Below are 13831 nucleotides of genomic sequence, written 5' to 3'. Positions count from 1 at the left end.
GAACCGCTGGCGACGCCGCCACCAGACACAAGCCCGCATCAGCCACTACCGCCAACGAGAACACTCACCGTGACAACACCGGCTGTAGTACCGGGTAGAAGGCGACGCATTCACCGCGCTCGATGGCGTCGACGGCGGCCCGGAAAGCATCCAGCGCATTGGTCGTCTCGCGGTACACAGGGATCTGTCCGGTGCCGCGCAGCATCATTCCGACAAAGGGGGTCTTGAAGAGCCCCGCCTTGGCGAGAAGCCGCGGCACCCGGCCGGTGTTGTACTGGAAGTGACCATAGGAAAGCGGGTCCAGATACGAGTTGTGGTTGACCGCAGTGATGAATCCGCCGTCGGCCGGGATGTGCTCCATTCCCCGCCAGTCACGCTTGAACAGAACCACCAGCGGCGGTTTTGCGATGGCCGCCGCCAGGCGGTACCAGAAGCCGATTCTGCGGCGGGACACTCGGACACCTTCCTCTACGGACCTGACGTGCTGCCTGGCCGTGGGCGGCCAATTCTGGCCCCAGGCCCCTGCTCTGTCGAGAACACCGTACGCCCCGCCTCCGGGACCGACGCTCCGGGTTGTCGCACCGGCAGGCGAGAATGAACGGCGATGTGCATCGAGGGGGAGATCGCCACGAACACCGACCCGAACGGCCTGTGGTCCCTGGTCGTCCCGTTGAAGCCGCTGGCACAAGGCAAGAGCAGGCTGACACGGGCGGCCGGCGTCCTGCTGCGCCCCCGGCTCGCCCTGGCCTTCGCCCAGGACACCGTGGCTGCGGCCATGTCCTGCCGGGCCGTACGGGATGTGGTGGTCGTCACGGACGACCCGGCGGCCGCGGCCGCACTCGCGGCGCTCGGGGCGCGCACCGTTCCCGACGAACCGGCCGCCGGGCTCAACGCCGCACTGGTCCACGGCGAGCGGGCGGTGCGCGACCGGCGGCCCGCCGCAGCGGTCGCAGCGCTCAACGCCGATCTGCCCGCACTGCGCCCCGCGGAATTGGCCCGGGCTCTCGATTTCGCAGCCGAATTTCCCCGCGCATTTGTTACGGATGCGACGGGAATCGGCACCACATTTCTTTCGGCTTCATCCGGGGTGGAATTGCGTCCGGCTTTCGGTGGCCCGTCCAGGGCCCGGCATCTTTCCTCCGGTGCGGTAGAAATCACGTCGGCCGGTATCGATTCGGTCCGCCAGGACGTGGACACCGGCGACGATCTGCGGGCGGCCGTGCGCCTCGGGGTGGGCCCGCACACGGCGGACCACTGGGCCGCGGGCGTGCCCGCGCGGGACCGATAGGCTGCCGTTCATGCAGGCGACCTCGTACACGTACGACCCCGAGACCCGCACCGGCAGTGTGCTGCTCGACGACGGCACCCCGGTGGAATTCGACGCCCCGGCCTTCGACGCGGGCGGCCTGCGGCTGCTGCGCCCCGGGCAGCGGGTGCGGATCGAGGTCACGGGCGAGGGCGCGGACCGGCGGATCACCCTGGTGACGCTGCAGACGTTCTGAAGGCGCCTCGGATCACCGGGCCCCGTCCGGCAGCGCGCCGGACCCCCGAACAGCCCGCGGGCCGGGCTCCCCGTGGGGAGCCCGGCCCGGCGCGTATGAGTAGCCCTGCGCTGCTCGGTCTCACTTCTTTCGTGCGACGGCCTTCTTGGCCGTGGTCTTGCGCGCCGTGGTCTTCTTCGCGGGCGCCTTCTTCGCTGTGGCCTTCTTGGCGGGCGCGGTCTTGCTGGCGACGGCCTTCTTGACGGCCGTGGTCTTCTTCGCCGCCGCGGCCGTGGTCTTCTTCGCGGGCGCGGTGGTCTTCTTGGCCGCCGCGGTGGTCTTCTTCGCGGCGGTCTTCTTGACGGCGGTGGTCTTCGCCGCGGCCACGGCCTTCTTGGCGGTGACCTTCTTCGCCGTGGCCTTCTTGGCGGTGGCCTTCTTGGCGGCAGCCTTGGTGGTCGTACGGGTGGAGGCACCACCCGAGAGGCTGCCCTTGGGCGCCTTCTTCACGGCCACATCGTGCTTGGGGAGCTTCTTCGAGCCGCTCACCAGGTCCTTGAAGCCCTGTCCCGCGCGGAAGCGGGGCACCGAGGTCTTCTTGACCCGCACGCGCTCACCCGTCTGCGGGTTGCGGGCGTAGCGGGCCGGGCGGTCGACCTTCTCGAACGAGCCGAAGCCGGTGACCGAGACACGGTCCCCGGCGACAACGGCACGGACGATCGCGTCGAGTACCGCGTCGACAGCGTCTGCGGCCTGCTGGCGGCCGCCGACCTTGTCGGCAATCGCTTCTACGAGCTGCGCCTTGTTCACGTCTTCCCCTTCGGAGACATTGCCAGAACGAATGCGTTCAAGCGTTTTCGCACGTTAGGCAGATATATACCGCAAATCAAACACGAAACGGGCTAATCACCCTAGTGCCGCAACGAAGTCGACCGCTGCGCAGTTCCGCAGAGTCAGTCACCTTCGGGGAATCGGCCCTCATCGAGGTCCTTCATCAACCGGTCCAGACGCCTTGCCGCATCCGGTAGATCGTGCTTCGCCGCGGCCGTGACGACCAGCAGCTTCCGGGACAGCGCCATCCTTACGCCCTCCGGGACTTGCAGTGCGCGCACTCTTGCGTGCGCTTCCTTCAATCGGTCGGCGACTTGGCCGTAAAGCTTGAGTTGGCTGTCGCGTTCCATGCACCGATTGTGCCATCTGGGGCGAGTTGTCGCCCGACGGGGTCTCAACAAGCGACTGCGCCCTCTACCAGAAGGCAGAGGGCGTAGTACTGGAAACGCGCTGCTCAGGCGTTAATTGTACGCGGCTTGTAGGTCGGCCTTGCCGCCTCATAAGTCGCGATGTCCGCTTCGTTCTGAAGGGTGAGGCTGATGTCGTCCAGCCCGTTCAGCAGTCGCCAGCGGGCGTTCTCGTCGAGCTCGAAGTCGGCGGTGATGCCCTCGGCGCGGACCTGGCGCGCCTCCAGGTCGACGGTGATCTCGGCCTTCGGGTCGGCCTCGGTCAGCTCCCAGAGCGCGTCGACCACCTTCTGGTCGAGTACGACGGTCAGCAGGCCGTTCTTCAGCGAGTTGCCGCGGAAGATGTCGGCGAACCGGGAGGAGATGACGGCCTTGAAACCGTAGTTCTGCAGGGCCCAGACGGCGTGCTCGCGGGACGACCCGGTACCGAAGTCGGGACCCGCCACCAGGACCGTGGCGCCGTCCCGCTCAGGGCGGTTGAGGACGAAGTTCTCGTCCTTGCGCCAGGCCTCGAAGAGTCCGTCCTCGAAGCCGTCGCGGGTGACCTTCTTCAGCCAGTGGGCGGGGATGATCTGGTCGGTGTCGACGTTGCTGCGGCGCAGCGGGACGGCCCGGCCGGTGTGTGCGATGAAAGCTTCCATGATTCTCAGACTCCGGCGGACGTACGGGCGTCGGACAGGTCGGCCGGCGAGGCCAGGTGGCCCAGCACGGCGGTGGCGGCGGCGACCTGCGGGGAGACCAGGTGGGTACGGCCACCCTTGCCCTGCCGGCCCTCGAAGTTACGGTTCGAGGTCGAGGCGGAGCGCTCGCCGGGGGCCAGCTGGTCGGGGTTCATACCGAGGCACATCGAGCAACCCGCGTGCCGCCATTCGGCGCCGGCCGCGGTGAAGACCTTGTCCAGGCCCTCCTCGACGGCCTGCAGGGCGACCCGGACCGAGCCGGGGACGACCAGCATCCGTACGCCGTCGGCGACTTTGCGGCCGTCCAGGATCGAGGCGGCGTTACGCAGGTCCTCGATGCGGCCGTTGGTGCAGGAGCCTACGAAGACGGTGTCGACATTGATCTCGCGCAGCGGCTGCCCGGCGGTCAACCCCATGTATTCCAGGGCCTTTTCGGCGGCGTTCCGCTCCGAGGTGTCCTCGTACGAAGCAGGGTCGGGGACGTTCGCCGACAGGGGCGCACCCTGGCCGGGGTTGGTACCCCAGGTGACGAACGGGGCCAGTTCTGCGGCGCCGATGACGACCTCGGCGTCGAAGACCGCGTCGTCGTCCGTGCGCAGCGTCTTCCAGTACGCGACGGCGGCGTCCCAGTCCTCGCCCTGCGGAGCGTGGTCGCGGCCCTTCAGGTAGTCGAACGTGGTCTCGTCCGGGGCGATCATGCCGGCCCGGGCGCCCGCCTCGATCGACATGTTGCAGATGGTCATCCGGGCTTCCATCGAGAGCTTCTCGATGGCGGAGCCGCGGTATTCGAGGATGTAGCCCTGGCCGCCGCCGGTGCCGATCCGGGCGATGATCGCGAGGATCAGGTCCTTGGCCGTCACATCGTCGGGCAGTTCGCCGTCGATGGTGATCGCCATCGTCTTCGGACGGGCCAGCGGCAGCGTCTGGGTGGCCAGCACGTGCTCGACCTGGCTGGTGCCGATACCGAACGCCAGCGCGCCGAACGCACCGTGTGTGGAGGTGTGGGAGTCGCCGCAGACGACCGTGGTGCCGGGCTGGGTCAGCCCCAGCTGGGGGCCGACCACGTGCACGACGCCCTGCTCGACGTCGCCCAGCGGGTGCAGCCGTACGCCGAACTCCGCGCAGTTCTTGCGCAGCGTCTCCAACTGGGCACGGGAGACCGGGTCGGCGATGGGCTTGTCGATGTCGAGGGTCGGGGTGTTGTGATCCTCGGTGGCGATGGTGAGGTCGAGGCGCCGCACCCGGCGTCCGGCCTGACGGAGGCCGTCGAAGGCCTGGGGGCTGGTCACCTCGTGCAGCAGGTGCAGATCGATGAAGAGGAGGTCGGGCTCACCTTCGGCGCGCCGGACGACATGGTCGTCCCAGACCTTCTCCGCGAGTGTCCTACCCATCGCTTTCCCTCCGGCCGGCGTCTTCGCCGGCCCAACTAGAGATTCGGTGCGCCGCCGTCCGGACCCCCGTGCGGGGCGGTGGCTACGGGCCTTTGTGTGGCCGCCCCTACAGGTTCGCAACTTCTGCCGAAAATTGAACTTGCGTTTCACAGAGTGAGACGCGAGTATCGTCGTATGGACAACTCTAGCGGCGTCGGCGTTCTCGACAAGGCAGCTCTGGTATTGAGCGCCCTGGAGTCCGGTCCGGCCACCCTCGCCGGGCTGGTCGCGGCGACCGGGCTCGCACGGCCCACGGCCCATCGGCTGGCCGTGGCACTGGAACACCACCGGATGGTGGCGAGGGACATGCAGGGCCGTTTCATCCTCGGCCCGCGGCTGGCGGAGCTCGCGGCTGCGGCCGGCGAGGACCGCCTGCTGGCGACGGCCGGCCCGGTGCTCACACACCTGCGTGACATCACCGGGGAGAGCGCGCAGCTCTACCGACGACAGGGCGAGATGCGGATCTGCGTGGCGGCCGCGGAGCGGCTGTCCGGATTGCGAGACACCGTGCCGGTCGGCTCCACGCTCACCATGAAGGCCGGCTCGTCGGCCCAGATCCTGATGGCCTGGGAGGAGCCGGAGCGCCTGCACCGCGGCCTCCAGGGCGCCCGCTTCACGGCGACGGCGCTCTCCGGCGTCCGGCGGCGGGGCTGGGCCCAGTCGATCGGCGAGCGGGAGCCGGGCGTCGCCTCGGTCTCGGCGCCGGTGCGCGGGCCGTCGAACCGGGTGGTCGCCGCCGTCTCGGTCTCCGGACCGATCGAGCGGCTGACCCGTCACCCGGGCCGGATGCACGCCCAGGCGGTCATCGACTCGGCCGCGCGGCTGAGCGAGGCCCTGCGCCGCAACGGCTGACGTACTCGTTTTTCCCCTGATCCGAAAGGCCGCCCCAGCGTCGTGGCGGCCCCACTCAGCCCTTCCGCTCCGCGGACGAGCGGTGCGCAAGACGGTCCGCCGCGCGACGGCCCCGCCCCTCGACGGGCAACACACCGGTCACCGCAGCCAGTCCGTACGGCGGCATATCGGCGTAGATCGATTCGTACGCCCCCTCGGGTGCGATGTACGTCTCGTGCCACAGCCCCACATGCTGCCGGGACTTCTTCTCCTCGCGGTTCATCATCGCCCAGGCCTTGCGGTGGAACATGTCGGGAGCGCTCGCGTACGCGTACAGCTTCTCCTTCGACTCCCAGTACTGGACGACGTAGTACGTCCTCGGCGATCCGGTCAGCAGCGTGTAGCCGAGCAGTCCACGACTCCTGTCCCGGCTCAACTCCCGCAGCATGCGCGGCATTGCGGCGAGGACCGGCAGCCAGTGGTGCACGCCCCAGAAGTGGTTGATGCGCATCCCGATGAGCAGCACGACCACCTCCCCCTCAGCAGCCGCGGTCGTCCGTCCCGGTATCGGCTTCGCACACATGCGGTTTCCCCTGTCTCGTGGCCGATCATTGGAGAGCGCCACTATCCAATGATTGGATAGTGGCACTGCCCAAGGGGTGGCGCAAGGGAAGGCACCGGACATGCGACTGTCGGAACTGAGCAAGCAGAGCGGCGTGACGACCGCGACGATCAAGTACTACCTGCGTGAGGGGCTGCTGCCGCCCGGTGAACGCGTCAGCGCGACCCGGGCCGAGTACGACGAGAGCCATCTGCGCCGGCTGCGACTGGTGCGGGCGCTGATCCAGGTCGGCCGCCTTCCGGTGGCAACGGCCCGCGACGTACTGGCACATGTCGATGACGAGTCCCTCGGCCGGACGATCCGCCTCGGCGCGGCGCTGTGGTCCTTGCCGCATGGCCCCGAGCCGGACGAGGAGGCTCCGGAGACGGCCGTCGCGCGCCACGAGGCCGACCGGCTTCTCGACCGGCTCGGCTGGGCGTTCGTCCAGGATCTCGGCTCACTGGACCCCGTGCATCGCGCACTGGTCGCGTCGATGGCCACCCTCATCCGGCTCGGCTACCCCTGTGACATCGAGTACTTGGCGGAGCAGGCCCGTCTCATGGAGCAAGTCGCCGTCCACGACCTGGACATGATGGAGTCGTATCCGGCGGGCGCGGAGCAGGTGGAGATGGCGGTCGCCTCGGTGGTGCTCTACGAACCGCTGCTGCTGGCGCTGCGCAGGCTGGCCCAGGAGGAGGAGTCGGCCCGGCGGTACGGCCTCTGAACAGAGCGGAGCCCGTGGACAACGGGCCCCGGACATACGACCAAGGGCCCTTCACCGAAGTGAAGGGCCCTTGGTTTTCTGAGCTGTTGTACCCCCGACCGGATTCGAACCGGCGCTACTGCCGTGAGAGGGCAGCGTGCTAGGCCGCTACACAACGGGGGCATGATGCTGCATGGTGCGCTGGGCTACCAGGACTCGAACCTAGAATGACGGTACCAGAAACCGTAGTGTTGCCAATTACACCATAGCCCATGGTGTTGCAAGTACCCCCGACCGGATTCGAACCGGCGCTACTGCCGTGAGAGGGCAGCGTGCTAGGCCGCTACACAACGGGGGCCCTAGCGATCCTGCATCGAGATCGTGGGTGCGACCCAGATGATCTCGCGGGAAGGATCTGTACCCCCGACCGGATTCGAACCGGCGCTACTGCCGTGAGAGGGCAGCGTGCTAGGCCGCTACACAACGGGGGCGTGTTGTTACAGATGAAGCTCTGCGCTGGGCTACCAGGACTCGAACCTAGAATGACGGTACCAGAAACCGTAGTGTTGCCAATTACACCATAGCCCACCAAAACTCAACCCCCAGAGGGGATTTTGTTCGGCTTGCGCTTCCCGGCCGGATCTTTCGGCCCGCTCGGGCGGCGCAGGAAGAACATTACCTGAAGGTGTCCGGCGCTCCAAAACGGGTATGGCCCGCCAGCAGTCCGGGGAGCTGATCAAGGCCGGTGATGCGGACCAGCTCGGGCCGTCCACCACGCCCGTCCCGGTCCAGCCAGACCCCCTTCAGCCCGGCCGCCACCGCCCCGCCTGCGTCGATGTCCGGGTGGTCGCCGACGTACACGACGTCCTGCGGCGCCAGCCCGAGCGCGTCGCAGGCGGCGTGGAACGCTCCGGCCTCGGGCTTGGAGATGCCGAGCTCCACCGCGCACACCACGGCCTCGAAGCGGTCCCGCACGCCGAGAACGCGCAGTTTGCGGTCCTGGTTGGTGATGCTGGAATTCGACAGGACGGCGTGCCGGTAGCGGTCGGTCAGCAGATCCAGAGCCGGCACGGCGTCCGGGAAGAGCGACCAGGCGGCCTCGTAGTGGGTGATGTGCCGGCCGAACCATTCGTCGGCCTCCGCGTCCGTCAGCAGCCGTCCGAGGAACGTACGGACCCGGTCCCGGCGCTGCCCCTGGAAGTCGGTCTCCCCCGCGGCGAAACGCGCCCACTGCACGTCGGTGATGGCCCGCCATGCGTCGAGGGCCTCCTCGACGGACGCGTATCCGCCGGGCAGACCCTCGCTCGCCAGATGTCTGCGCATACCGACGCGATCGGCGCCCGTGTAGTCGAAGATCGTGTCGTCGATGTCCCAGATCACGGCTCGGATCGGCATGGGGCCACGCTACCGCTCAGCGGGGGCTCGGCCACGCGGAAGGGGGCGGCCGCCGGAATGAACCGGTGACCGCCCCCTCCAGGCGTACGGGCGGCGCTTACGCAGTCAGCTTGGCGAGAGCCGCGTCGATCCGGGCCAGCGTCTTCTCGCGGCCCAGGATCTCCAGGGACTCGAAGAGCGGCAGACCGATCGTGCGGCCGGTGACGGCGACGCGGACCGGGGCCTGGGCCTTGCCGAGCTTCAGGCCGTGCTCCTCGCCGGCGGCGAGGACGGCGTTCTTCAGCGCCTCGGCGTTCCACTCGGCATCGGCCAGCTTGGCGCGGGCGGTGACGAGCAGGGCGTCGGAGCCCTCCTTCATGGCCTTGGTCCAGGACGCCTCGTCCTCGACCGGCTCGTCGAGGAAGAGGAAGTCGACGTTGGCCGTGATGTCGGAGAGGACCGTGACGCGGGTCTGGGCGTACGGGGCGATCGCCGCGAACTGGTCCGCGTCGAAGGACTCCGGGGACCACGGGGCGAACGGGGCCTTCAGCCAGGGGCCGCACGCCTCGGTGAAGGCCTTCACGTCGAGCATGCGGATGTGCTCGGCGTTGACGTGCTCGCACTTCTTCAGGTCGAAGCGCGCCGGGTTGGCGTTGACGTCCTTGATGTCGAACGCGGCCACCATCTCCTCGATGGAGAAGATGTCGCGGTCCTCGGCGATCGACCAGCCCAGCAGGGAGAGGTAGTTGAGCAGACCCTCGGGGAGGAAGCCGCGCTCGCGGTAGAGGTTGAGCGAGGCCTGCGGGTCGCGCTTGGACAGCTTCTTGTTGCCCTCGCCCATGACGTACGGCAGATGCCCGAAGACAGGGGTCTCCTTGGCGATGCCCAGCTCGATCAGCGCCTTGTAGAGGGCGAGCTGGCGCGGGGTGGAGGAGAGCAGGTCCTCGCCGCGCAGGACGTGGGTGATCTCCATCAACGCGTCGTCGACCGGATTGACCAGCGTGTAGAGCGGGGCGCCGTTGGCCCGGACGATGCCGTAGTCCGGCACGTTCTCCGGCTGGAAGGTCAGCTCGCCGCGGACCAGGTCCGTGAAGGTGAGCGCCTCGTCGGGCATCCGGAAGCGGACGATGGACGTCCGGCCCTCGGCCTCGTACCCGGCGATCTGCTCGGCCGTGAGGTCACGGCAGTGGCCGTCGTAGCCGGACGGCTTGCCGGCGGCGCGGGCGGCGTCGCGGCGGGTGTCGAGCTCCTCGGTGGTGCAGTAGCAGTGGTACGCGTACCCGCCGGTGAGGAGCTTCTCGGCGACATCCTTATAGATGTCCATGCGCTGCGACTGCCGGTACGGGGCGTGCGGGCCGCCGACCTCGGGGCCCTCGTCCCAGTCGAAGCCGAGCCAGCGCATCGAGTCGAGCAGCTGGTTGTAGGACTCCTCGGAGTCGCGGGCCGCGTCGGTGTCCTCGATACGGAAGACCAGGGCGCCGCCGTGGTGCCGGGCGAAGGCCCAGTTGAAGAGGGCGGTGCGGACCAGGCCCACATGGGGGTTGCCGGTCGGGGAGGGACAGAAACGTACGCGGGGGGGTACCCCCTGCTCGAGCGAAGTCGAGAGCTTGGGGGAGTTCGTGTTAGCCACGCTTGATCACCTTGTTGGTGAGAGTGCCGATGCCTTCGATGGAGACGGCGACCTCGTCGCCGACCTGCAGGGGTCCGACCCCTGCCGGAGTGCCGGTGAGGATCACATCGCCCGGGAGCAGCGTCATGGCCTCCGTGATGTGGACGACCAGGTCCTCGATGGAGCGGATCATTTCGCTCGTACGGCCCAGTTGACGTTGCTCACCGTTGACCGTGGCCTGAATGGTGAGGTCGCTGGGGTCGAGGTCGGTCTCCACCCAGGGGCCGAGCGGGCAGGACGTGTCGAAGCCCTTGGCCCGCGCCCACTGCTTCTCACGCTTCTGGGCATCACGGGCGGTGACGTCATTGGCGCAGGTGTAGCCGAAGATGACGTCCTTGACGCGCTCACGCGGCACTTCGCGGCACATCCGGCCGATGACCACGGCCAGCTCGGCTTCGTAGTGCACTTCGTTGGAGAAGGAGGGGTACTCGATGGCGTCCCCGGAGCCGATCACCGACGTGGTGGGCTTGAAGAAGGCGACCGGCACGTCCGGGACCTCGTTGCCGAGTTCTGCGGCGTGTTCCGCATAGTTGCGGCCGATGGCCACGACCTTGTTGGGCAGCACGGGCGGCAGCAGCCGGACCTTGCTCAGCGGGACCTTGGTGCCGGAGAGCTCGAAGTCGGCGTACGGAATGCCCTTGATGATGTCGAGGACGAGGTCACCGGAGTCGACGGTGCCGTCGCCCTCAACCGCGCCGAAGGCGACATTGCCGTCGATGGAGAACCTGGCGATGCGCACGGGATGCTGTCGCCCCTCACTTGCTGGCTGGCTGAAGACTGACGCCCCAGGCTAACGCGGGTGAGGGGGACAATCGCGCGTATTACTCCGCGGTGGCGGCCATGGCCGGGGCATCCATCAGGATGGTGCGACGCGGGTTGGCCGTCTGCGTCGGCAGTTCGACGGCGTGCTCCGGCTGTTCCGGCGTCTGCAGCACTTCGGCGTCCTTGAGGTGCGCCAGCGTGGTGCGCCGGGGGTTGGCAATGTTGCGGAACATCATCGTCGTCTTCATCTGCCGTCAGGACCCTGTCGGTACGGGCGCCGCCCGGAGGGGCGCCGGTTGTCGGATTCGCCATCCCTGTAAAGCCTCAGGCTAAACATCCAATTCCCTCCGGATCCCCGGAAGAGACGACGATCATCATGTGAGTTTCCTCACGAAGCTGTCGACAATTGCCCCATTACGGGCGCTCGACCTTGATCCAGGAAACGGACATTGCATCACTGAATGAATCATTCCGCTCCTGATCATGTCGACTGGGACACCCCTCACCCCCACCTCATCCGCCCGCGATGAACCGGTTTGCCCCTGAACACTCTCCACGACTTGTCACCCATCCATCACAGCGTGTCACTCCGGTCACGGTGTGACGCGGGGGCCTTGTTGGAGATCCGGCACTGTGCTGGAATTCCACGCACCGCCGCGGGTTTCAGGCCGGCGCGCAGGGGCGCAACGCAGCGCCGAGTGGCGGCGGGAGGGGGAAGAGCGCCGGTCACTCACGACCACCATGGGGCGGGAAAACGCCCCACGACGCCGACACCGTCCCGCCCGTCTACGCGGGGAGGGACGCCTGGTCCAGAGGTTGCGACGCTAGTGCAGGGACGTTTCAAGAGGGATGGCAGCGCTGCGGCGGAACAGGAGCCGCACGGCGGGACCGACCGCGGTTCCTCGCCCCAGCACGCCCAGAACCCCGGACCGGCCGCGGCCGGCGACAGCAGCCAGCGCGCCCCGCGCTCGGCTGTCACGGCGAGCAGCGGCAGCGCCGATCCGATCACTTCACTCAAGCCCCGGGGCCCCATCAACACGGGCTCGCGAATCGCTCTTCGCAACTGGCGCATCAGTACGCGCCTGGTCTCGCTGCTCGCCCTTCCTGTAGTCGCCGCGACCAGCCTGGGTGGTCTGCGCATCAACGACTCCATGAACGACATACAGCAGCTGGACCACATGCAGCTGCTCACCGAGATGACCAAGCAGGCGACCACGCTCGCCCAGGCGCTCCAGGAGGAGCGCGACCGGTCGGCCGGTCCGCTGGCCAACGGGGTCAAGGCCACCGACTTCAAGATCACCGAGCCGCGCAAGAAGACCGACCGGGCGAAGGTCGCGTTCTTCGATGCGACGAACGCGATCGGCAACACCGATGGCGACGAGGCTCTCGAGGGCATCACCTCGAGCGTCCGGCAGATCTCCAGCCAGCTCGGACAGATCCGCGACATCCGCAAGGGCGCGTACACGAAGGGCAGCCCGAGCCTTCAGACCATCGACGCGTACAGCCAGCTGATCACTTCGCTGCTGAGCCTCTCGCAGGACATGGCGCAGGCGACCAGCAACCCCGAGATGATCAAGCGGACCCGTGCCCTGGCGGCCTTCTCCTCCGCCAAGGAGTACGCCTCGGTGCAGCGGGCGGTCATCTCCGCCGCACTGCCGAACAGTGAGAAGAAGGCATCGCACCTCGACCCGAACGACCGTCAGTTCGGCCGCGCCGCTCTCAAGAAGGAGACCCTGGCGCTGAGGTCGTTCAGCGTGACCTACACGGCCACGGGACAGAACGCCGAGGAACTGACGGCGACGCTGGAGAACGGCAACCCGGAGATCAAGGCCGCCGACGCCTACGCACAGAAGGTGCTCGGCAGCCCCACCGGCATGGGGGGCACGACGCCGCGTTCGTACTTGGACTGGTACGACCAGAGCTCCATCAAGATCCAGGCGATGAAGACCATCGAGGAGACCCTCCTCAGCGACATGGAGGGCAAGGCCCGCGAGCTCCGCGACGAGTCGAAGCGCGAAGCCATCATCAGCGGTGCGCTCATCCTGCTGGTGCTCGGTGTCTCGCTGGTCGGCGCCTTCGTCGTGGCCCGGTCCATGATCCGCTCGCTGCGGCGGCTGCAGGACACCGCGACCCGGGTCGCCCAGGACCGTCTGCCGGAGCTCGTCAAGCAGCTCTCCGAGGCGGACCCGCAGGACGTCGACACCTCGGTCGAGTCGGTCGGTCTGCACTCCCGTGACGAGATCGGCCAGGTGGCCGCGGCCTTCGACGACGTGCACCGCGAGGCCGTCCGCCTCGCCGCCGAGCAGGCGTTGCTGCGAGGCAACGTCAACGCGATGTTCACCAACCTCTCGCGGCGTTCGCAGGGTCTCATCCAGCGTCAGCTCTCGCTCATCTCCGAACTGGAGTCGCGCGAGGCCGACCCGGACCAGCTGTCGTCCCTCTTCAAGCTCGACCACCTCGCGACCCGTATGCGCCGTAACGGCGAAAACCTCCTCGTCCTCGCGGGCGAGGAGCCGGGCCGCCGGTGGACCCGCCCCGTCCCGCTGGTCGACGTCCTGCGTGCCGCCGCCTCCGAGGTGGAGCAGTACGAACGCATCGAACTGGCCGCGGTGCCCGCCACCGAGGTCGCCGGCCGTGTGGTCAACGACCTCGTGCACCTGCTCGCCGAGCTGCTGGAGAACGCGACGTCGTTCTCCTCGCCGCAGACGAAGGTCCGGGTCACCGGTCACGCACTGCCCGACGGCCGGGTGCTCGTGGAGATCCATGACACCGGTATCGGCCTCTCTCCCGAGGACCTCGCGGCGATCAACGAGCGGCTCGCTTCGCCGCCCACCGTGGATGTCTCGGTCTCGCGCCGCATGGGTCTGTTCGTGGTCGGCCGGCTGTCTCTGCGTCACGGCATCCGGATCCAGCTGCGGCCGTCCGACTCCGGTGGCACGACCGCGCTGGTCATGCTCCCTGTCGACGTCGCGCACGGCGGCAAGCAGCCGGCACCGAAGCCGGCCGCGGGTCAGCAGCGCGCCGCCGGCAACGGCGCCGTTGCCGGTGAGGTGGTGCCGACG

The 13831-nt window shown here is 68.1% G+C and carries 14 protein-coding genes, 5 tRNA genes and 1 pseudogene; 5 read left to right on the top strand and 15 right to left on the bottom strand.

Translation table 11 applies throughout. The features are described from left to right. Positions 1-91: 91 nt before the first annotated feature. Positions 92-454, bottom strand: a pseudogene (locus ABZV38_RS36665) (lysophospholipid acyltransferase family protein); the annotation flags it as partial. Positions 455-604: 150 nt separating this feature from the next. Here ABZV38_RS36665 and cofC point away from each other — a divergent pair. Next, positions 605-1288: a 2-phospho-L-lactate guanylyltransferase gene (gene cofC, locus ABZV38_RS36660; protein ID WP_356332786.1), complete on the top strand. Its 684-nt coding sequence runs from the start codon at positions 605-607 to the stop codon at positions 1286-1288. A gap of 10 nt (positions 1289-1298) precedes the next feature. Further along, positions 1299-1502 carry a hypothetical protein gene (locus ABZV38_RS36655; protein ID WP_267001434.1) on the top strand — a complete coding sequence of 68 codons (204 nt, stop codon included), beginning with the start codon at positions 1299-1301 and terminating at the stop codon, positions 1500-1502. A 120-nt stretch (positions 1503-1622) separates the two neighbouring features. Here ABZV38_RS36655 and ABZV38_RS36650 read toward each other — a convergent pair whose 3' ends face one another. From ABZV38_RS36650 to leuC, 4 genes are all read right to left on the bottom strand, one after another. Next, the gene (locus ABZV38_RS36650; protein ID WP_356332783.1) at positions 1623-2291 is read right to left on the bottom strand and encodes an HU family DNA-binding protein; all 669 of its coding nucleotides are present in this window, start codon (positions 2289-2291) and stop codon (positions 1623-1625) included. A 143-nt stretch (positions 2292-2434) separates the two neighbouring features. Then, positions 2435-2662 carry a hypothetical protein gene (locus ABZV38_RS36645; protein ID WP_266924228.1) on the bottom strand — a complete coding sequence of 76 codons (228 nt, stop codon included), beginning with the start codon at positions 2660-2662 and terminating at the stop codon, positions 2435-2437. A 104-nt stretch (positions 2663-2766) separates the two neighbouring features. Further along, complete coding sequence (gene leuD / locus ABZV38_RS36640; protein WP_356332781.1) at positions 2767-3360, bottom strand: 3-isopropylmalate dehydratase small subunit; 594 nt, start codon at positions 3358-3360, stop codon at positions 2767-2769. 5 nt (positions 3361-3365) lie between these two features. Further along, the gene (gene leuC / locus ABZV38_RS36635; RefSeq protein ID WP_356332779.1) at positions 3366-4790 is read right to left on the bottom strand and encodes a 3-isopropylmalate dehydratase large subunit; all 1425 of its coding nucleotides are present in this window, start codon (positions 4788-4790) and stop codon (positions 3366-3368) included. Positions 4791-4964: 174 nt separating this feature from the next. Here leuC and ndgR point away from each other — a divergent pair, with 174 nt between their 5' ends. Beyond that, complete coding sequence (gene ndgR, locus ABZV38_RS36630) at positions 4965-5681, top strand: IclR family transcriptional regulator NdgR (protein WP_072487274.1); 717 nt, start codon at positions 4965-4967, stop codon at positions 5679-5681. Between the two features lie 55 nt (positions 5682-5736). Here the strand turns inward: ndgR and ABZV38_RS36625 are convergent, their stop codons facing one another. Then, complete coding sequence (locus tag ABZV38_RS36625; RefSeq protein WP_356332777.1) at positions 5737-6243, bottom strand: DUF4188 domain-containing protein; 507 nt, start codon at positions 6241-6243, stop codon at positions 5737-5739. 100 nt (positions 6244-6343) lie between these two features. On the opposite strand from ABZV38_RS36625, the gene ABZV38_RS36620 reads away from it, so the two are divergent. Further along, positions 6344-6985, top strand: a complete 642-nt coding sequence (locus tag ABZV38_RS36620) for a MerR family transcriptional regulator (protein WP_356332775.1) — start codon at positions 6344-6346, stop codon at positions 6983-6985. An 89-nt stretch (positions 6986-7074) separates the two neighbouring features. Here the strand turns inward: ABZV38_RS36620 and ABZV38_RS36615 are convergent. From ABZV38_RS36615 to ABZV38_RS36575, 9 genes are all read right to left on the bottom strand, one after another. Further along, a tRNA-Glu gene (locus ABZV38_RS36615) sits at positions 7075-7147 on the bottom strand. Positions 7148-7165: 18 nt separating this feature from the next. After that, positions 7166-7237, bottom strand: a tRNA-Gln gene (locus tag ABZV38_RS36610). A 12-nt stretch (positions 7238-7249) separates the two neighbouring features. Continuing rightward, positions 7250-7322, bottom strand: a tRNA-Glu gene (locus ABZV38_RS36605). 60 nt (positions 7323-7382) lie between these two features. Continuing rightward, positions 7383-7455: transfer RNA gene (locus ABZV38_RS36600), tRNA-Glu, on the bottom strand. 25 nt (positions 7456-7480) lie between these two features. Further along, positions 7481-7552, bottom strand: a tRNA-Gln gene (locus tag ABZV38_RS36595). Between the two features lie 87 nt (positions 7553-7639). Beyond that, complete coding sequence (locus ABZV38_RS36590) at positions 7640-8359, bottom strand: HAD family hydrolase (protein WP_356332773.1); 720 nt, start codon at positions 8357-8359, stop codon at positions 7640-7642. Between the two features lie 97 nt (positions 8360-8456). Then, positions 8457-9968 carry a glutamate--tRNA ligase gene (gene gltX, locus ABZV38_RS36585; protein WP_356332771.1) on the bottom strand — a complete coding sequence of 504 codons (1512 nt, stop codon included), beginning with the start codon at positions 9966-9968 and terminating at the stop codon, positions 8457-8459. Next, the gene (locus tag ABZV38_RS36580; protein WP_356332769.1) at positions 9961-10746 is read right to left on the bottom strand and encodes a fumarylacetoacetate hydrolase family protein; all 786 of its coding nucleotides are present in this window, start codon (positions 10744-10746) and stop codon (positions 9961-9963) included. The genes gltX and ABZV38_RS36580 overlap by 8 nt, the downstream gene beginning before the upstream one ends. Positions 10747-10828: 82 nt before the next feature. Then, the gene (locus ABZV38_RS36575; RefSeq protein WP_356332767.1) at positions 10829-11017 is read right to left on the bottom strand and encodes a hypothetical protein; all 189 of its coding nucleotides are present in this window, start codon (positions 11015-11017) and stop codon (positions 10829-10831) included. Between the two features lie 579 nt (positions 11018-11596). Here ABZV38_RS36575 and ABZV38_RS36570 point away from each other — a divergent pair. Next, positions 11597-13831, top strand: a 2235-nt coding sequence (locus ABZV38_RS36570; RefSeq protein WP_356332765.1) for a nitrate- and nitrite sensing domain-containing protein, incomplete at its 3' end; no start/stop codon positions are given.

This window comes from Streptomyces sp. NPDC005181, from assembly GCF_040608395.1.
In the GTDB taxonomy this organism is placed as follows: Bacteria; Actinomycetota; Actinomycetes; order Streptomycetales; family Streptomycetaceae; genus Streptomyces.
This window is presented reverse-complemented; position numbering and strand designations above follow the sequence as displayed.